Below are 19,493 nucleotides of genomic sequence, written 5' to 3' on the forward strand. Positions count from 1 at the left end.
CCCCTGCCCGCCGGTGAATAATCGGCGGCAGGTTACTCTGTTAAAGCGCCGCTCATTATCGAGAGGCGCTTTTTTTATGCTTCCCGCGCGAGCTGCTGTAACCGGCTGTAGGTGCGCTGAATATCATCCAGCTCCACATCCGCCACCAGTGTTTCCAGCCCGCAATCGGTAATTAATATTAAGCGGCACTGTTTTTCATACAAAATATCCACCACGTTGATAAAACGCTGCTGTGCCGCCGGGCTAACGCGCGCCAACGGCGGAACATTCTCGACGAGCCAGTTCTGGTGCTGCTCACATAGCGTCAGGTAATCCATGACCGAAGTGGGCGCAAGGCAGAGCTGCTCGAAAGTGAAATGCAGATAGGTCCCTTGCGGCGATGCCGTGTGCAGGGTTCGATAACCTACCTGCAGAGCCTGCGCCTGCGGGGCAATAGCCGGCAAACCGAGCGCCGCGCGGCTGCTGAGAGTGGGCTGCACCAACAATTTTCCCTGGCAGAAATCATTCTCCAGCGAGGTATGTCGCTCGCGATAATCCTGTTCGCCGTTGAGCGCCGTTACCGTCATATGCCGTTTAATGAGGTTAATGGAAGGCAAAAAACGTTCGTGATAAAGCGGATTCGCCAGCAAACGGTCGGGCGGATAATTGGAGGTCGCTAATAAGACGATATTTCGCGCGAATAAATGTTCCAGTAGCACCTTCATCAACATCGCGTCAGCCGGGTCATGAAGGTGAAACTCATCAAAACAGAGCAGACGACAGTTGTCGGTCATTTGCGCGACGACCTGTGGCAATCGCGGCGCCGAAGGGGCGTTCAGCCGCTGATGGAGCTCGCGGAAAAAGTGATGAAAATGCACCCGCCGCTTTTCACGCAGCGGCAAACTGGCAAAGAAACTATCGAGAATAAAGCTTTTCCCGCGCCCGGTTCGCCCCCAGACGTACAAGCCTTGTATTGCCGTTTGCTGCCGGAATAACTGCTGACTCAGCGTTTGCAAATCGGCGACTAACGCGAGCTGGTCGGCATCAAGGGTGAGATTTTCTTTTGCCGCCCGTTGGGCCATCACGGCGCTAAAACAGAAATCAGCATACTGTTGCATGGGATTCACTAACGCTATTTTTATCGAGAATGGTCGCCATGACATGGTCAAAGTGCGGCAGATCCTTAGCCACGCTAAATGCGGGATTTATCGCTTTACGGCCAATCAAACCATCGATTAACGCAAAGATGGTAAGCGTTGCTTCTTCGACATTAACGTGTGGGCTGAGCTCACCCGCGGCAATTCCGCGAGTAATAATCTGTGCCATTCCGTCGCGCATGATCCTGTCGCTATTGACGAAAATCTGCCGCAGCGCCGGCTTTCTTGCCGACTCAGCAATAATTTCCACCCACAGCTGGTGAGATGAGGGATACCCCACTTCTTCAATACAGGAAACGGCTAAGGCGCAAATCTGCGCAAAATGGGAACCTTCAAAGCGCTCCTGATGCTTAGCTAATGCCGATTTTTGCTCTTCAAGGATAATCGCCTCAATGAGTTCATCTTTGCCCTTGAAGTAGGTGTACATCGCGCCGAGGCTAATACCTGCGCGCAGTGCAATTTCGCGCACGCTGGTTCCATTAAATCCTTTTTCGGCAAAGCACGCCGCCGCGGCGACAATCAGCTTATGGTACGTTTCTGAATTATTTAACATTTCAACTACCTCCGGCGATGGGCAATTCTACCTGCTTCTGCCGTTTTTTGCTTGCCATCGTGCATCGCGCGTTTCATTATAAATGAATGAACGTTCGTTCATTTAATTGCACATGCCTGAGGCGAGGATAATATGGCTCAAAATACTTACCACACACTGCGTTTACTTTTCCCGCAGTGGCAAGGCGGTAACAATCCGCCCTACTTTTTCGGTTCGCAGCTGCTGGCGTGGCTGGCGCCGCCGGCCCAGGGCGCCGTTGAGGAGGTCAGCGTCCCCGCCCCGACCAAGGCGCCGCTGGTTAATGAAGATGGTATTGTCGGCCGCCGTTCGGTAGTTGAACAGCTGCTTGATGCGCAAGACAAAATCACCAGAACTCAGCCAGAGTCCATCGTCACCTTAGGGGGCGATTGCCTGGTCTCTCTGGCCCCCTTTGCCTGGCTTGCGGAAAAATATGGCGATAAATTGGGGGTGTTATGGATTGATTCTCACCCGGACATTATGACGCCAGAGCAGTTCCCACATGCCCATGCCCACGTTCTTGGGGCGTTGATGGGCAATGGCGACGTGGAACTAACCCAGGTGGTCAGAAAGCCATTATCGCCTGGCAAAGCGCTTATTGCTGGGATCCATAGCCCCCTCGATGTCGAAAAACAGTTTATTACTGAACGCGGTATCGCCACCTTAAGCCCTTCAGAGCTGCGTCAGAATCCGCAGGCGATCGACGAGTGGATAGCGCGCGAAAGTGTTGAGTACCTGGCCATCCACCTCGATCTTGATGTCCTCGACCCGGCCCTGTTTCGAGCGGTGCTGTTTGCTCGTCCGGGGCGCGGCGTACACGACTTCGGCGATGTCGCCGAAGGGAAACTGACGATTGCCGAAGTGGTTAATTTTATCAATCAAGCTGCCGCTCAGGCCAAACCGGTGGGACTCACCGTCGCCGAACACTTGCCGTGGGATGCCCTAAACCTGAAGAATATGCTCGAAGCTCTGCCATTATTGAGCTAATCGACGCGTTCCCCGTGGTGGAAAGCGCCAATTGCCATGTTGCAGGAATACCGCAGGACTTTACCTCAGGCCCGGAGCAATAATGCCCCGGGCCTTAAACTACCTAATCCAGACGGTGAGTAAGACTATCACCACCATCATCAACACAGCCTGGATAAAGATTGGGTCTAATGATGTTTTGCGCATAGTCCCCCCGCTATTCAAAGATTTGTCGTATCGCCAGCGCCAGTACCAGCAAACCGGCCAGTAAAAACATCCAGGCGATGAGATCTTCCGGTGAACGATTCATCGTCATCCCTCCTTTTTGTCATCAGAACCACTGGCCAAAGCGCTTGATATAGAAACGTTTCATACCCTGCGCCACCAGGCAGTAGCTCAGCAGCGTGGCAACCAACCACGGGAAATAACTCAGCGGCAGCGGCTCAAGCCTCACCATGGCGCCAAGCGGCGAGAATGGGATATAAATGCCGATGGCCATAATGGCGGCGGTGGTGAGCAGTACCGGCAGCGTCGCGCGGCTCTGGATGAACGGTATTTTCTGCGTTCTCAACATATGCACCACCAGCGTCTGCGACAGCAGCCCTTCGATAAACCAGCCGGACTGGAACAACGCCTGCGCCTCCACATGATTGGCGGCGAAGACGTACCACATCAGAGCAAAGGTGGTGATATCGAATATCGACGACGTGGGGCCAATCCACAGCATAAAGCGGCCAATGTTCTTCGCATCCCACTTGCGCGGTTTACGCAAAAACTCCTTATCCATTTTGTCCCACGGCAGCGACAGCTGTGAGATGTCGTACATCAGATTCTGGATCAACAGATGAATAGCCAGCATCGGCAGGAACGGGATAAAGGCGCTGGCGACCAGCACCGAAAACACGTTGCCGAAGTTGGAGCTGGCGGTCATGTTCAGGTATTTGATAATGTTGCCAAAGGTCTCGCGTCCTTTAATAACGCCCTCTTCCAGCACCATCAGGTCTTTTTCCAGCAGAATAATATCCGAGGACTCCTTCGCGATATCCGCCGCGCTATCGACAGAAATACCGACATCGGCATCGCGCAGCGCCGGCGCGTCGTTAATGCCATCGCCCAGAAAACCAACGGTATGGCCATTTTTCTGTAGCATCTGTAGAATGCGCGACTTCTGCAGCGGCGTCAGTTTGGCAAACACCGCGCGTTTCTCGACCTCCTGCTGAAGCTGGCGGTCAGTCATTGACTCAACCTGTTGGCCGGTGAGAATGTCGTGCGAATCAATTCCCACTTCAAGACAAATCCGCGCCGTTACCACCGGGTTATCACCGGTAAGCACCTTAACCGCGACACCGTTATCACGCAGTGCGGTGATGGCTTTGCCCGCGCTTTCCTTCGGCGGATCGAGAAACGTTAACATGCCCTCAACGGTGAGCCCCTGTTCATCGGCGGCGGTGAGCGGCACGTTTAGCTCGGTGTCGTCCAGCTTGCGGGTAGCGACCAGCAATACCCGGAAGCCCTGAGCGTTATAATCTTCGGTTTTCGTCAGCAGCAGTTCCCGGCGCAGCGCATCCAGTTCAACGATCTTGTCGCCCTCACGGATATGGGTCGCGGCTTCGAGCATCTCTTCAACCGCCCCTTTGCAAATCAGGCTTTTATCGCCATAGCGGCTGTCTTCCACCGAGACCGATACGCGGCGACGTACAAAATCGAATGGCAATTCATCAAGCTTAACGAAGCGCTCTTTTTCCATCGGCGCCAGCCGGCCTTCCCCATAACGGAGCACGGCCCTGTCCATCAGATTACGCGCTCCGCTTTGGCTGCTGCTATTCAGCCACGCCAGCATTAATACCCGATTACTTTCCGCGCCGCCGACGTCGAGATGATGCTCAAGAATGATATTGTCCTGGGTCAGGGTGCCGGTTTTATCCGTACACAGCACATCCATTGCGCCAAAGTTTTGGATGGCATTAAGACGTTTAACGATCACCTTGCGTCGCGACATGGCAATCGCGCCCTTCGCCAGGTTCGAACTGACGATCATGGGTAACATCTCAGGCGTTAAACCGACCGCCACCGCCAGGGCGAATAGCGAGGCTTCAACCCAATCGCCCTTGCTGAAACCGTTAATCAGCAACACGATCGGTACCATAATCAACATGAAGCGGATTAACAGCCAGCTGACGCTATTCACCCCACGATCGAAGGCGGTCTGCGTGCGGGTGCCGACAATCGATTTTGCCAGTGAGCCAAACCAGGTCCGGTCGCCGGTCGCCACCACCACCGCCTGCGCCCTGCCGCTGGTGACGTTCGTCCCCATCAGACAGATATTGCCCATCTCTAACAGGCTTTTATTTTTATCCGGCGTCGGTATACGATCGCTGCATTTACCTGAAACGCTGGCCATGAGGTCATATTTTTCCACCGGCAGCGATTCACCGCTTAGAATGGACTGACTGACGAAGAGGTCCCGTGATTCCAGCAGACGAACATCTGCCGGCACCAGATCGCCCGCGGCAAGAAAAATAATATCGCCCGGCACCAGCTCTTCAATGGGTATTTCCTCCTGACTGGGGCCAATATTTCCCGGCCCGCGGCGCAGTACCGTTGCGGTGGTACGGACCATGGATTTTAGCGCCTGCGCGGCTTTATTGGTCCTGAACTCCTGCCAGAAGCGTAATAGACCACTCAGGCTCACCATTGTCAGGATAATAATAACGCCGGTGAGGTCGGTCTCTTCACCATTACGCAGCGGTAGCCAGTAATCGGTAATAAAACTGACTGCCGCCAGCGCCATCAGCACGTAAATAAACGGGTTATTAAATGCCTGCAGTAATTGAATAAAAAACGGCGGCGCGGTTTCTCGTGCCACTTCGTTGCGGCCATAATCTTCCAGCCGCTCCAGCGCATCGGCGGTCGTTAGCCCCTGCCGACTGCTATTTAAACGCGACAGCGTGTGATCCGGGCTATTAAAGGCCTCCGTTTCAATCGCAAAGCTCTTTTTATGCTGCTTATCATTTTCTGACGCAGACCGGTTGGTATTCCGGTTTTCTAATTTCATGTCAGTCATGATTCATCCCCAAATTTAGATGTGGTAGTCCCTGCATAAATAAATTATGCATAGTTAGATGTTATTTTTTCACACTCATAATTGCGCGTATTAAATATCCCTGCGAGGTTTGCCAAACCGCAGTGAGAGAGCCTTAATGGCTAATATGAGCGTGTATTACCGCGGCAAAGGCGGAGGGAACAGTGCGTAAAAAAACAATAGCATGATGAATTACCTCGCAAAAAAGCGAATTCCAGTTCTCAGGAGGCAATCGGGTTTGGGAAAGGATTGCTGCCTGCCGGTTGGCAAACAGCGCAGAATAGATAGCGTCAGTTTGCCTTGATGTTTAAATAAGGGTGACTGTCCAACATATCTCTCCTGTGTGAAGTTGTGCTTAGTATAGACGTGACTTGCCGGGAGTAAAGCTCCGTAAGCCCGTCAGTGAGGTTTGGTTTAGATTTGCTCTTGTTTAACCTCTCTCGTCAGAGGAGTCACAGCGCACAATCGTGTCGGCTGCCCATGCTTCAGACCGACATCATACAGCTCTTATCGTGAACATTGTGCCACCCCTATCACCAAATCAGACAACATACCTATACGATAAACGTTATTTATATTAACATCTTAAATATTCGCATTATTTATTTGTCTGTACAAAATACCATCATAATTTAAGCAAATTTACACAACCACGTAAAGGAAACGGTATGAGCAAGAGAGTTTATTTGGTTTCATGTTCCGGAAGACCAAATTATGGCGATGAATTAATCACCGCCACCTGGCTATCTTTCCTTTATAAAAATTATCCACAGTACGAAGTCTGGTTAGATACCCCTGAACCAGGTAACGTGCAATCGTTGTTTATGAAGTATCATCCCAACTTCAAAGCCATTAATACCTTGTGGAAAATCTGCTGGCGTTCCGTAGATATTCTAAATGATATAAATAATAAAACTGCCAGTCTTATTAAGGATTATGGTTCTCCTGATATTGACCTGAATATCGATATTTTACGCTCTGCTGATATTGTACATATTCTCGGCGGCGGCTATATCAATGCCAACTGGAAAGAAAACTATGCCATCCTGTTCGCTTGCCAGGCGCTAAAACAGGTCTCGCAAGCTAAAACGATTGCCACCGGCATCAGCATTTACCCGCACGAAGAGTTCCTTGCCGCTGAAATTTTTAACGATGCGATAACCTCATTTGATTATTTTTCCGTTCGCGATCCCGCAACGGCCAGTCGATTTGCGGTTGAAAATACTCAGGACGATGTGTTCCTGGGTTATGACCTGGATGTGGTATCCAAAAACAATAGCCCCGATCTGCCGGATATTTTATGCTGTATTCAGAATGAACTTTCTGAAGACGATATATTTCAAAAGCTTGTTTCCCTGGTTGCCGATTACCTTCAGCAACAGCATCAATGCGGCAAGAAAATAGGTTATATAGAAGCTATTCCAGGCGCCGACAACACGGCATTTGTCGAACTGCAGAAGGCCATCCCTGATATTCAGTTTTATCCTTTCTCGCATGTCTGGCATGGAGGTATCCCGGTTCAGGCTGATGGTGAGATTATTAGTACCCGTTTTCATCACCATCTGGTAGGCGCTTGCCTTGGAATTAAAGGCACCGCACTTAATATTGATAGTGAATATTATAAGAACAAGCACGAATCGTTGAGCCTGCTGGGTACCGGCTGGAATGTGCAATCGGCAGACACCCTTGCCGGTAATTTACACTCAACAATCAATGACGATTTTCATGCGCAACTCAGTAATATCGCCTCCGCCAAGTTAAACAAGGCTTTGGCGCTGTATCAGGAATAACGACACTCCAGTCCCCCGGCAACGCCGGGGGCTTCAGTTTAATCAAATACGCTATTAATAATCGCGGTGACCACAGCGGTACTGAGCGCAATCAGAACCAGATCGTCACCGACGACCCGCCACTCATAGCCGGGATAATAAGGTAATTGGTTGAGCATCGAGGCAGGCACCGCTTTTTTGGCAATACCCGGAGGTAATGGTTTTCCACGCGCGAGATTTTTCGCAATCCCCGGAGGCAGCGCCTGATAGCCGGTTAAGCCATAGTTCACCGCTAGCGCGCGAGCGGTGGTATAGCTGATATCACTGTTGACGTGATCCGGTTTGCCGTAGTTCTTACGCTGTCCCTTGCCAGCGCCGTTATCGCTTTGGCTGACGCTATGGCCATTGTTGCCTTTGTCTCCATGGTTGCCGTTATTACCACTATTGCCATGGTTGCCGCTATTACCATGACCACCGTTGCCATTACCGTTACCATTACCGTTTCCGGGATTAGCAAGCGCCGGTGCCGCGGCCATTGTTAGGGACAGCACTATAGCCAACGCTGCTTTTACTACCTGACGCTTTAACATGATCTTTTCCTTTAAATGCACAGAGTACACGCTGCAAATGTAGGTGATATTCGCCAACGATACCATTTCACTTATTCTGATTTCCATCACCGGTCGTTTACTTCAATTCCGCCGCCACGCCAGGCAAAAAACCAGCATATTTGCCATCTATAAACGCATTAAGCATGATTTCTGACTGTTAAATCGTGATGCCGCTAACAATTAAAAATTTAAAACCATTAACAACCAATTAACATTAGCAGGCAAACATTTCTCCTGAGGAAAATAATAATATGTCTACCACCCAGGTTCTCGGCGACGCCTCCTTTAGCCCGCCAGGACAACATCCCGACAGCTTAACCGCGCGTATCGACGCTCTGCCCTCCTCGCCCGGTCTGTGGTCATTTATCACACTGCTGGCATTAGGCGGCTTTTTCGAACTCTACGACCTGTTCCAGACCGGTTATATCAGTACCGGCCTGCTCGCCGAGAATATTTTCCATACCGGGAAAGACGGGGTATTCGGTATCGCGGATCAGGCGGCCTTCGCCTCTTCGACCTTTATGGGCTTGTTTATCGGCGCCAGCCTGCTCGCGCCGCTGGCGGACAGGCTCGGACGCCGTCTGACCTTTATGTTCGCGCTGGCGTGGTATGGCATCTTTTCGCTGATTATGGCGCTGCAAAATAGCGCTGAAGGGGTCATTTTCTTTCGTTTCCTGGTCGGGATCGGCCTGGGAATTGAACTAGTGACTATTGATACTTATCTCAGCGAGTGGATGCCGACGCATTTACGCAATAAAGCCTTCGCTTATGCTTTCTTCATTCAGTTTCTCTCGGTACCGACAGTGGCGCTGATGTCCTGGCTACTGGTGCCAATGACCATCCTCGGCCTGAGCGGCTGGCGCTGGGTGATTATTCTTGGCGCACTGTGCTCATTGGTCATTTGGGTCATCCGCAAAAAGCTGCCGGAATCCGCCCGCTGGCTGGAAAGCAAAGGCCGCCACGATGACGCGCACCGGGTCATGGGTGAAATGGAGCAGCGCTGCGGTTTATCGCCTTCCCGGCGCCATGCCAGCCCGGCGGTATCGGCGCCGCAACGCGGTAATTTTAAAGAAATTTGGGCACCGCAGTACCGGCAACGCACCCTCATGTTAATGGTGATGAACTTCTTCCAGGCCATCGGCTTCTTTGGTTTCGGTAACTGGCTGCCCGCGCTGCTTTCCGGCCAGGGCGCCAGTATTACCCATAGCCTGCTGTACGCCTTCTTTATCACCCTGGCCTACCCGCTTGGCTGCCTGTTCTGCACTCGTTTCGTCCATCGTTTTGAAAACAAATGGCAAATTGTCCTGTCAGCGCTAATGACGGTCATCTTCGGCACACTGTTCGCTTTACAAAATAACCCGATACTGCTGGTTATCTGCGGCTTTATGATCACCTGGTCTAATGCCTGGCTCACCATCAGCTATCACGCCTACCAGGCCGAAGTTTTCGCGACCCACATTCGCGCCCGGGCGGTAGGTTTTTGTTACTCCTTTAGCCGTCTGTCTACCGCGGTCACCAGTATTATGATTGGTGTGATCCTGCAATATGCCGGAACGCCAGGGGTGATTAGTTTTATCGTCGCCAGTATGCTGATGGTCATGCTGTCGGTCGGCATATTTGGGCCAAGAACCCGGGGAATTCGCCTGGAAAATATTTAAAGCTCACCAACGCCGCCGGTTACCCGTTCGGCGGCGTTGCGTACGAGTATTTTTTCTTGATAGCGCAGTAAAAATGGCAGCAGCAAGGCGCTAGCTCCGCTAAATGCAATCAACCCCGTAGACGCCTGCTGACTCATCTCGCCGTCGGCCAGCCACACTGAACAGAGCATAAAAGCAATCGCCGTACTGAAGGACATGAAACCTCCTTGCAGAGTGGTAAATCCCGCTCGCCAGGTATCGTCCGGGAACCGAATCGCCACCGCCGAGGAGGCAACCAGCCGGCTATAAGATGCTCCCAGGAAGGCAATCATGAACAGCCAACTCGCGCCGTCCAGCCAAAGCACCATCAGCAAACTGATGATAAAAACTACGGTTGCCGCCAGGCTCAGCCGATAGCCGCCAAAGCGTTGACACAGACTGCCGCTCAACTTTGTCGCCGCGAATCCCGCTATACCGCCGAGAAAGAACAACCACGGTAGCGCTTCGCTGCTTGCCCGCATATTGCCCATCAGCAAAGGCACCAGGATCGGCAGTAATAGCATCGGGCTAAACTGGGTTAACGCATTGCCGCTGGCGAATAACAGCATCGTTGGCGTGATGCGTATCTTTGTACCAGAGCCTGCACAGCCGGAAGTCTTCGGCAGGCCAACATAGATCATGATAAGCGCCAGCAGGCAGAGAACGCCAATCAATGCCGGCGCCGTCTGCCAGCCGAAACGTGCGCAGAGAAACAACATGGCGGGCATGCCGATAATACTGACCAGCGAAAAGGCCGAAATGACCGTTGCCAACAAGCGCGCGCGTTGTTGCTGGTCCGCCGCGTTGATCAATAAACTGCTGGCCACCCCCATCGTCATTCCGCCAAGGATCCCGGCAAAAAAGCGCAGCACCAACAGTAATATGAAATGCTGGGTGGCCAGCACCATCAGCGTTAACGCTCCCAGTAACGCCATATTAACCAGCAGAAACGTTCGCGGATTAAGCCTCCCCACCCAGCGCCACGCGCCAATGCCGGAAATGACCGATGCGAGCGTGTATATACCGCTGACATAACCTGCCCAGCTCACCGGCACCTGGAAAGTTGGCGCCATGTAGACAAATAGCGGATTGAAAATCATATATTCCAGCGCGTTGGTAAATTGGATAAAAGCGATAATCGCACCCATTCGTCGTAGATTTATGGTCATTACACGTCCTCTCATCAGGGGGAGCATCAGTTTATCGGCTAGTAAAAAAGCGCATAAGGCGGTAAAAATGGGCGGGTTAATTATCAAAAATGGGATAATCGGCGGTGAGTAAACTGGATTTGAATGCACTACGCGTGTTTGTGAATGTCGTGGAAAACGGCAGCTTCAGCGGGGCGGCGCGGGCGCTACGTATGCCTTCGTCAAATGTCAGTCGCCAGATTTCTCAACTGGAAGAAAAACTGCAATTGCGGCTTATCCAGCGCAGCACCAGACACATGCATCTCACCGATGCCGGACAGGCTTTTTTTAACAGCATGCGTCCCCTGCTCGATGAGCTCGCGGCAACCGAAGCGGCCTTGACTCAACAGCAGGCCGATCCTGAGGGGCTGTTGCGCTTATGTCTGCCTAACGAAATTGGACCGACGCTTTTTGGCCCCCTGCTGGCGCAGTTCGCCACGCGTTATCCCAAAATCGAAGTAAGCTGCGTGGTCAGCCTTGCCGGTGCCGATGCGCTTAAAGATGATATTGATATTGCCGTCGCCATCGTCCGTGGAAAAATGGAGGATGCCAGCTATATCGCCAGGCCGTTGGCGACGTTTCCCTGTTGTGTTGTCGCAGCGCCTTCGCTGCTGGAAAAATGCGGACAGCCAGTACGTTGCGAGCAGCTTGCCTCGCTTCCCTGCATCACCACCGTCAGCGCGCTGAAGGGGCAAGCCTGGCAATTCATCACCGCACAGAACGCGTTTAAAAAAGTGAACGTACAGGCCCATTTTCGGGTGAATAGCGGAGAGATCGCTCTTCATGCCGCCGTCGCCGGCGTGGGTTTCGCCATCCTTGCTGAACAGGCTTGCCGCCCGTTTATCGCCTCAGGTCAGTTAAAGGTGATTGAATTGGAACTACCGGCGGCACCGCTACATCTCATGGCGCTGTATCGCGAACGCCACTTTTTACCCGCTCGTTCTCGCGTCTGGCTCGATTTCATGCAACAGCATTTTGCCGCCGATTAAGTTTCTGACGTTTCGCCGAAAATCGCCTGCGCATCGGCGAAGCACTTCTCCGCCAGCGACGATACTGGCTCCTGGTTACGCATGATGAGCGCAAGCGTGGAGTCAACCTCGGTTTCCGCGATGGGAATAATCGCCAGGTTGTCGCTCAACGCCTCCAGGCCGTTATTGAGCGGCATGATGGCACAACAGATCCCGGCCTGGACCGCCTGGATTATCTGAAATGTCGAATCGCTTTCAAAAACATATTTCGGCGTTAACCCTTTGGCTTTGAAGCTCATTTCAATCGATTCACGATAATACATCCCCTTGGTAAGGAAACCCAGCGGCAGTCCCGCTAATGTCTCCCACTCGGGGATACCGGCATCAAACTGGAAATGGCGACTGTCGTGCAGCAGGCCCATTCGCGTTTTCGGCAGCCAGGTGACGTTAAATAATTCGCTATCGACGTGGTGCAAATAGCAGATGCCAAGATCGAGCTGATTACGGCTGACGCCGTCGATAATTTGCTCAGAGGTCATCGACAGCAGACTGAACTGCAGTTCAGGGTATTTTTCCGCCAGCGGTTTGATAAGCTGCATAGGGTTCAGGCTGGCTAACGGCACCATGCCTACGCGTAACTGGCCCACCATCTGGCCGCGACAAATCGCCGCTTCTGCCGCCAGGCCGTCGTGCGCCGCCAGCAGCGCTCGCGCCCAGGCCAGAATGCGCTCCCCCTCCGGGGTAAAACCTTCGAAGCGTTGGCCGCGCTGAATCAGCGTAAGATTAAGTTCGTCTTCCAGGTTGCGAATACGCATCGAAAGCGTCGGTTGGGTGATATGGCAGGCCGCCGCGGCCTGACCGAAATGGCGCGTCTGATCGAGCGCGATCAGATATTTCAGCTGTTTAATGTCCATCTTAACTTCCAGAATAGTGACGTCCGCTGGTCAGTGGTGGACGCGATGCAGAACACAGCTGCGATAAGATATGTTATTTAAATGTTACTTGCGGTAGGGGCTTATTTCAAGATGCCATTTGCCAGTGGCCCGGTCTTAGGCCACTGGCAACATTCAGCAAATTAACGCAGACCGGGGACGGCGCGCACCTCTTTAGAACGCAGCGTCAGGCGGATAGGAACTGATTTGTACGACGGCGTTCCGCTCTCTTCATCGATGTAATCCAGCGGCACCAACACGTTGGCTTCCGGATAATAAGCGCCCACGGTGCCCGGCGCGATGCTATAAGCAACCACGGTGATATCCTCAAGGCGCAGGTCGCTATTCGGGAGCGCGGTGAAAATGTCGACGCGGTCGCCATGCTCCAGCCCCTGCTCGGCCATATCCTGCTCATTCATAAACAGCACATCGCGGCGGCCAAACACCCCGCGATAGCGATCGTCCATCGCGTAAATCGTGGTGTTGTACTGATCGTGACTGCGCAGCGTAACCAGGCGCATCACGTCGTCGCCATCAACGCGGGTGTTCTCATGGACGCCTTTGAACACCGAGAACATCGCTTTGCCGGTCGGCGTCGGCCAGATCCGCTCGGTTGGCGGCAGCGGCATTCGGAAACCGCCCGGATGACGAATACGTTCGTTATAATCCTCGAATCCGGGGATAGTGTGCTCGATGAGATCGCGGATGCGGTCGTAATCCGCCACCAACGATAACCAGTCGATCTTACTGTTCGGCAGCGTCGCCGTCGCCATCCCGGCGACGATAGCCGGTTCCGAGCGCAGTCGGTCAGAGGCCGGTTTCAGTTTGCCGGATGAAGCGTGGACCATCGACATCGAGTCTTCCACGGTAATCGACTGACGTCCGCTCTCCTGCATATCAAGTTCGGTGCGGCCCAGACAAGGCAGAATAAAGGTCTCTTTCGCCACCAGCAGATGCGAACGGTTCAGTTTGGTGCCAATGTGCACGCTAAGATCGAGCCCGCGCATTGCCGGGAACGCCTGCTCATGATCCGGCATCGCCACCGCGAAATTACCGCCAAGACAGATAAGCGCTTTCGCTTCGCCGGCAACCATTGCCTGCAGCGCTTTCACCGCATCGTGACCATGTCCACGTGGAGCGGCAAAGCCAAACACGCTTTCAAGATTATTCAGAAACTCCGCACTCGGTTTTTCGGTAATGCCGACGGTACGGTTGCCCTGCACGTTAGAGTGACCGCGCAGCGGGCAGATCCCGGCCCCCGGTTTGCCGATATTACCGCGCATCAGCAGAAGGTCGGCAATCAACCGGACGTTAGAGGTGCCTTTGTTATGCTGGGTGATCCCCATGCCATAGGTCACGATAGTGGCGTTGGATTTGGCGTAGGCAACGGCAACGCGCTGCAGATCGTCGCGGGTTAATCCGGACTCACGCTCAATTTCCGGCCAACTAGTCTGACGTAAATCTTCGGCAAAAGCATCGAAGCCGAGGGTGTGCTCGTTAATAAACGCCTGGTCCAGCACCTGGCCCTGGTCCGCTTCGATCTCCAGTAATGCCTTAGCGATCCCTTTCAGCGCCGCGGCATCGCCGCCCGCTCTCACCTGAAAATAGGTTGAGGCGATATTAGTTGAGCTGTAGGTCGCCATTTCAATAACGTTCTGCGGGTCGGCAAAACGCTCCAGCGCCCTTTCACGCAGCGGGTTAAAGACGATAATCGGCACACCGCGGCGGGACAGTTCATGCAACGTCCCCATCATGCGCGGATGGTTGGTTCCGGGGTTGTGACCGATGGAAATAACCAGTTCGGTTTTATCAAAGTCATCCAAAGACACCGTGCCTTTGCCGATGCCGATCGATTGCGGCAGACCGACGCTGGTCGCCTCGTGGCACATATTAGAGCAGTCCGGGAAGTTATTGGTGCCGAACTCGCGGGCGTAAAGCTGGAACAGATATGCCGCTTCGTTAGAGGCGCGCCCGGAGGTATAGAACTCAACTTCATCGGGCTGCATGCCCTGTAATACTTCGCCAATGCGGGCAAACGCGCTTTCCCAGGAGACCGGGCGCAGCGTGTCGCTTTCGCGATCGTAAGACAAGGGATGGGTAATACGTCCGTACCCTTCCAGTTCAAAGTCGCTTTTCGCCAGCAGCGAGGTCACGGTATTGGCAGCGAGGAACTCTGGCGTCACGCGTTTGCTGGTGGCTTCCCAGGTGACCGCCTTCGCGCCGTTCTCACAAAACTGGAAGGTTGATTTATGTTCTTTATCCGGCCATGCGCAGCCGGGGCAGTCAAAACCGTCAGGCTGGTTGGTACGCAGCAGCGTGACCGGGGCGTCAAGCGCGTCCATTTGCGTACGCACGGCGATGGCGGTCGCTTTTAACGCCCCCCATCCACCCGCTGGGCCATCATAGGGATGAACACCGGGGACAGCGCGTTTTTTCTTATTCATATGAACTCCTGAATACTCTCTTCAGCTAGCGGATGTTATTAACAACATTGGTCACGTTTTTTTGCGGTGATGTTAAATAACCACATTAATTAAGCGGGAAATACCGCATTTCATTTTGCAATGAATAGCAAATGACAGGGTTAACTCGTTGTTTTTAATCTTTAACTAAATGTCTGGTTAAAATGAAATGAGCGACTTTAATCGTTAACTAAATAATAACATCTCATTTCGTGTTGTATAATAGATGTTATCTATCGGGTGTTAAATTTAACCTATTTGATAATTAAAGAATTATTTTTAAACTTTATTATCAAGGGCATTAACATATTTCAATGCCCGTCAACGCCGTAATTTAATTGTCATCAACAGGAGGCTTTGCGCAGGTAAAGCCGTATCCGCTATGCAGAAAATATTCCATAAATACAATGAAGTAATGTCGTACAGGGGTGAGCCATGTTCGGATTAGATGCCTTTTATTTAGCCAGGATACAGTTTGCATTTACTGTATCTTTCCACATCATTTTCCCCGCTATTACCATTGGTCTCGCCAGCTACCTTGCGGTACTGGAAGGGCTGTGGTTAAAAACAAAAGAGGATACCTACCGCCAGCTCTACCATTTCTGGTCAAAAATATTTGCCGTTAATTTTGGTATGGGCGTCGTTTCCGGACTGGTGATGGCCTATCAGTTCGGCACTAACTGGAGCGGGTTCTCGCAGTTCGCCGGTAGTATTACCGGGCCGCTATTGACCTATGAAGTCCTGACCGCCTTCTTCCTCGAAGCCGGCTTTCTTGGCGTCATGCTGTTCGGCTGGCATCGCGTCGGCCGCGGACTGCACTTCTTCGCGACCTGTATGGTGGCGCTGGGCACGCTGTTTTCCACTTTCTGGATCCTCGCGTCCAATAGCTGGATGCATACGCCGCAGGGCTACATTATCGAGAATGGCATCGTGGTGCCGGTAGACTGGCTGAAGGTCGTTTTTAACCCTTCATTCCCGTATCGCCTGCTGCACATGTCCACCGCCGCCTTCCTTGCCAGCGCCTTTTTCGTCGGCGCTTCGGCGGCCTGGCATCTGCTGAAAGGCAATGACACGCCGGCAATCCGCAAGATGTTCTCGATGGCGCTGTGGATGGCGCTGATCGTCGCCCCCATTCAGGCGATGATTGGCGATGCGCACGGCCTGAATACGCTCGAACATCAACCGGCAAAAATCGCCGCGATTGAAGGACACTGGGAGAATAAACCGGGTGAGGCCACGCCATTAGTGCTGTTTGGTCTGCCGGATATGGATGAGGAGCGCACCAAATATAAAATTGAGGTTCCCTATCTTGGCAGCATCATCCTGACCCATAGCCTAGATAAACAGGTTCCGGCCTTAAAAAGTTTCCCGAAAGAAGATCGCCCAAATTCCACCATTATCTTCTGGTCGTTCAGGGTGATGGCCGGGCTCGGTATGTTAATGGTACTGCTCGGCGTGGTCAGCGCCTGGCTGCGTTGGCGTGGCCGGCTTTACACGTCAAAACCGTTCCTGCGTTTTGCCCTGTTGATGGGTCCTTCCGGGCTGGTCGCGCTACTGGCAGGCTGGTTTACCACTGAAATTGGCCGCCAGCCGTGGGTAGTCTATGGTGTTCAGCGAACCCGGGATGCGGTCTCCGCCCATGGCGATCTGCATATGTCCCTCAGCCTGCTGGCCTTTATCGTGGTTTACGCCTCGGTGTTTGGCGTCGGCTACGTGTATCTGATTCGCCTGATAAAAAAGGGGCCGGAAAGTGCGCACACGCCGGAGGACCCGACTCAGAACCAAACCCCTGCCCGCCCGCTGTCAGCGGTACGCGAACCTATGAATACTTCGGGGAGAAAATAATATGGGTATCGACCTGTCAATTATCTGGTTCACGATCATCGTTTTTGCCACTCTGATGTATATCGTGATGGACGGTTTCGATCTCGGGATCGGCATTCTGTTCCCGTTTAATAAAAATGAAACCGACCGCGATATGATGATGAACAGCGTGGCGCCGGTGTGGGACGGTAACGAAACCTGGATGGTGCTGGGCGGCGCGGCGCTGTATGGCGCGTTTCCACTGGCCTACGCGGTGATTATCGATGCGCTCAGCATCCCGTTAACCGCCATGTTACTGGGGCTGATTTTCCGCGGCGTAGCGTTTGAGTTTCGCTTTAAGGCGACGCCGGAACATCGTCCGTTGTGGGATAAGGCGTTTATCGGCGGTTCGCTATTGGCGACGTTTAGTCAGGGGATCGCCGTAGGCACCCTGCTCAACGGCCTCAGCGTCACGGGTCGCGAATTTAGCGGCTCAACCCTCGACTGGCTGGCGCCCTTCCCGCTGTTTTGCGGCGTCGGACTGGTGATTGCCTACGCATTACTGGGCTGCACCTGGCTGATAATGAAAACTGAAGGCGCTCTGCATCGCAAAATGTCCGAGCTGGCGATCCCGCTGACGCTGGCGTTGTTAGCAGTGGTCGCTATTATCAGCATCTGGACGCCGCTGACTCACCCGGAAATCGCTCACCGCTGGTTTACCTTCCCCAATATCATCTGGTTTATGCCGGTGCCGTTGCTGGTGCTGGTTTGCTGCTGGGGGATTGTCCGGAGCGCCTATAATCGTCAGGCCAGCTATGGGCCGTTTTTACTCACCCTGGCGCTGGTGTTCCTCGGGTTCAGCGGCCTTGGGATCAGCATCTGGCCAAATATTATTCCACCGGCTATCTCTATCTGGCAGGCCGCTTCGCCGCCGCAGAGCCAGGGCTTTATGCTGGTCGGCGGGCTGCTGATCATTCCGGTTATTTTGATGTACACCTGCTGGAGCTACTACGTGTTCCGCGGCAAAATCAAACCCGATGAGGGGTATCATTGATGGCGACTCAATCTGATAAAACGTTAACGACGCATCATCGTCCGTTCTGGCACAAACTGATGTGGCTGGTGATTATCTGGGGGGCCAGCGTGCTGGCGCTCGGCGTGGTCGCCACCTTCTTTAAGCTATTGATGACGGCGGCAGGAATGCGCACTCACTAATACTAAATGCCGGACGGGCTGACCCGCCCGGCGTTTTTTTATGTGAGGTTGTAAAAACGATCAGGCTGCATTTTTTCCGGTAACGGATGTTGCCCGGTCATATCCATCAAATTACGTTCAATGGTATTGCACATTGCATTCAGCGGCAGGTCGTTGGCCGAGGTGCCAAACGGATCTTCCAGCTCTTCCGCCAGGGAATCCCATGACAGGAAGGTGTAGGAGATAAACACCGAAACAAACGGCGTCATGTAATGCAAATCCCCCACCAGCGCGAACGGCAGCAACGTACAAAAAAGATACACCGTGCGCTGTAAAATCAAGGTGTAGGCAAACGGCACCGGCGTACTCGCCAGACGCTCGCAGCCGCCCAGGACATGGGCTAACTCATCGAGTTTATTATCAATCAAGCCGTAGGTAATATCGCTGAGCTTACCCTGCTCGCGCAGCTTACCTAACTCATTACCAATCAATAATAATATTCGGTTAGTCGGCATTGAGCTGGCGAGAATTTCCGCCACTTTTTCTTTCGGCAACAGGCGATAGAGGTCGACCGCCGGGTCGGTTTTACGCAACTGGTGCTTAAGGCTCCAGCTGAACGCCACCAGATAACTGACTAATGTTTTATGCGTTTCATCCTCGGCTGGAAGGATATTTTTCAGCTGCCGCACCAGCGTTCGTTCGGCAATCAGCACGGTTCCCCATAAATTACGCGCCTCAACGAAGCGGCTGTAGCTCGCGCTATTACGAAAGCCGAGAAAAATCGCAATCGCGATCCCCAACAGGCTAAATGGCGCAACGGTTAAATGAATGCCAAGTTGTTCATACCATTGATAGCTGATGATGGCGATGACCGACATCAGGACGTTCAATAGCAGGCGGAAAACAATTTTTGACAGCACGGAACCGTGCCAGTCAAACAGACGAAAAAACCAGTGTTGTTCTGGCCGGATGATCATTGTATTACTTCCTGAAGACCCAATGATGCTCAGTACATACCCTAATGAAAAATGATGGGTATATACCCGTCATACTTCAAGTTGCATGTGCGTTGGCAATAACTCGGCCCATCCCTGGGCCTCGCCCTTACGGGCGCAGTGAACTGCGTTCAAATTCGT

Annotated in this window: 17 protein-coding genes; 7 read left to right on the forward strand and 10 right to left on the reverse strand. The window is 52.8% G+C overall.

Annotated elements, in window-relative coordinates:
- Positions 1-74: 74 nt before the first annotated feature.
- Together zapE and PGS10_RS01860 are read right to left on the reverse strand one after the other, a co-directional pair.
- Complete coding sequence (zapE, locus tag PGS10_RS01855; RefSeq protein WP_213797187.1) at positions 75-1,097, reverse strand: cell division protein ZapE; 1,023 nt, start codon at positions 1,095-1,097, stop codon at positions 75-77.
- Positions 1,081-1,689: a TetR/AcrR family transcriptional regulator gene (locus PGS10_RS01860; protein WP_316422324.1), complete on the reverse strand. Its 609-nt coding sequence runs from the start codon at positions 1,687-1,689 to the stop codon at positions 1,081-1,083. The genes zapE and PGS10_RS01860 overlap by 17 nt, the downstream gene beginning before the upstream one ends.
- Before the next feature lie 132 nt (positions 1,690-1,821).
- On the opposite strand from PGS10_RS01860, the gene PGS10_RS01865 reads away from it, so the two are divergent.
- Positions 1,822-2,694: an arginase family protein gene (locus PGS10_RS01865; protein WP_316422325.1), complete on the forward strand. Its 873-nt coding sequence runs from the start codon at positions 1,822-1,824 to the stop codon at positions 2,692-2,694.
- 99 nt (positions 2,695-2,793) lie between these two features.
- Here the strand turns inward: PGS10_RS01865 and mgtU are convergent, their stop codons facing one another.
- The 3 genes from mgtU to mgtA are packed head-to-tail and all read right to left on the reverse strand — an operon-like array spanning position 2,794 to position 5,737.
- On the reverse strand, positions 2,794-2,880 hold the full coding sequence (gene mgtU / locus PGS10_RS01870; protein WP_257880777.1) for a magnesium transporter protection protein MgtU: 87 nt from the start codon (positions 2,878-2,880) through the stop codon (positions 2,794-2,796).
- A 10-nt stretch (positions 2,881-2,890) separates the two neighbouring features.
- Complete coding sequence (gene mgtR / locus PGS10_RS01875; RefSeq protein WP_020078726.1) at positions 2,891-2,983, reverse strand: protein MgtR; 93 nt, start codon at positions 2,981-2,983, stop codon at positions 2,891-2,893.
- 21 nt (positions 2,984-3,004) lie between these two features.
- Entirely contained in the window at positions 3,005-5,737 is a 2,733-nt protein-coding gene (gene mgtA, locus PGS10_RS01880; RefSeq protein ID WP_316422326.1) for a magnesium-translocating P-type ATPase, read from the reverse strand.
- Between the two features lie 686 nt (positions 5,738-6,423).
- Between mgtA and PGS10_RS01885 the strand changes: the two genes are divergently transcribed.
- A complete protein-coding gene (locus tag PGS10_RS01885; protein ID WP_063447134.1) occupies positions 6,424-7,545 on the forward strand; it encodes a polysaccharide pyruvyl transferase family protein in 1,122 nt (373 codons plus the stop codon).
- Positions 7,546-7,583: 38 nt separating this feature from the next.
- Here PGS10_RS01885 and PGS10_RS01890 read toward each other — a convergent pair whose 3' ends face one another.
- The gene (locus PGS10_RS01890) at positions 7,584-8,114 is read right to left on the reverse strand and encodes an anti-virulence regulator CigR family protein (protein ID WP_047048555.1); all 531 of its coding nucleotides are present in this window, start codon (positions 8,112-8,114) and stop codon (positions 7,584-7,586) included.
- A 272-nt stretch (positions 8,115-8,386) separates the two neighbouring features.
- Between PGS10_RS01890 and PGS10_RS01895 the strand changes: the two genes are divergently transcribed.
- Positions 8,387-9,793 carry an MFS transporter gene (locus PGS10_RS01895; RefSeq protein ID WP_316422327.1) on the forward strand — a complete coding sequence of 469 codons (1,407 nt, stop codon included), beginning with the start codon at positions 8,387-8,389 and terminating at the stop codon, positions 9,791-9,793.
- Here PGS10_RS01895 and PGS10_RS01900 read toward each other — a convergent pair.
- Positions 9,790-10,980, reverse strand: a complete 1,191-nt coding sequence (locus tag PGS10_RS01900; protein WP_316422328.1) for an MFS transporter — start codon at positions 10,978-10,980, stop codon at positions 9,790-9,792. The two genes, PGS10_RS01895 and PGS10_RS01900, sit on opposite strands and share 4 nt — an antisense overlap.
- Positions 10,981-11,084: 104 nt before the next feature.
- On the opposite strand from PGS10_RS01900, the gene PGS10_RS01905 reads away from it, so the two are divergent.
- Entirely contained in the window at positions 11,085-11,987 is a 903-nt protein-coding gene (locus PGS10_RS01905) for a LysR family transcriptional regulator (RefSeq protein WP_047048560.1), read from the forward strand.
- Here PGS10_RS01905 and PGS10_RS01910 read toward each other — a convergent pair.
- Together PGS10_RS01910 and PGS10_RS01915 are read right to left on the reverse strand one after the other, a co-directional pair.
- Entirely contained in the window at positions 11,984-12,880 is an 897-nt protein-coding gene (locus tag PGS10_RS01910; RefSeq protein ID WP_045394200.1) for a LysR family transcriptional regulator, read from the reverse strand. The two genes, PGS10_RS01905 and PGS10_RS01910, sit on opposite strands and share 4 nt — an antisense overlap.
- A gap of 161 nt (positions 12,881-13,041) precedes the next feature.
- Positions 13,042-15,342, reverse strand: coding sequence for an FdhF/YdeP family oxidoreductase (locus PGS10_RS01915; RefSeq protein ID WP_316422329.1), 2,301 nt, complete (start codon positions 15,340-15,342; stop codon positions 13,042-13,044).
- A gap of 453 nt (positions 15,343-15,795) precedes the next feature.
- Between PGS10_RS01915 and PGS10_RS01920 the strand changes: the two genes are divergently transcribed.
- The 3 genes from PGS10_RS01920 to PGS10_RS01930 are packed head-to-tail and all read left to right on the forward strand — an operon-like array spanning position 15,796 to position 18,378.
- Positions 15,796-17,205, forward strand: coding sequence for a cytochrome ubiquinol oxidase subunit I (locus PGS10_RS01920; RefSeq protein ID WP_015366505.1), 1,410 nt, complete (start codon positions 15,796-15,798; stop codon positions 17,203-17,205).
- Position 17,206: 1 nt separating this feature from the next.
- Positions 17,207-18,217: a cytochrome d ubiquinol oxidase subunit II gene (gene cydB, locus PGS10_RS01925; protein ID WP_015705494.1), complete on the forward strand. Its 1,011-nt coding sequence runs from the start codon at positions 17,207-17,209 to the stop codon at positions 18,215-18,217.
- The gene (locus PGS10_RS01930; protein ID WP_064568862.1) at positions 18,217-18,378 is read left to right on the forward strand and encodes a DUF2474 domain-containing protein; all 162 of its coding nucleotides are present in this window, start codon (positions 18,217-18,219) and stop codon (positions 18,376-18,378) included. Before cydB ends, PGS10_RS01930 begins: the two co-directional genes overlap by 1 nt.
- Before the next feature lie 38 nt (positions 18,379-18,416).
- Here the strand turns inward: PGS10_RS01930 and PGS10_RS01935 are convergent, their stop codons facing one another.
- Positions 18,417-19,334 carry a bestrophin family protein gene (locus PGS10_RS01935; protein ID WP_316422330.1) on the reverse strand — a complete coding sequence of 306 codons (918 nt, stop codon included), beginning with the start codon at positions 19,332-19,334 and terminating at the stop codon, positions 18,417-18,419.
- Positions 19,335-19,493 lie beyond the last annotated feature (159 nt).

Source organism: Klebsiella sp. 141153 (assembly GCF_032601995.1).
In the GTDB taxonomy this organism is placed as follows: Bacteria; Pseudomonadota; Gammaproteobacteria; order Enterobacterales; family Enterobacteriaceae; genus Klebsiella; species Klebsiella aerogenes.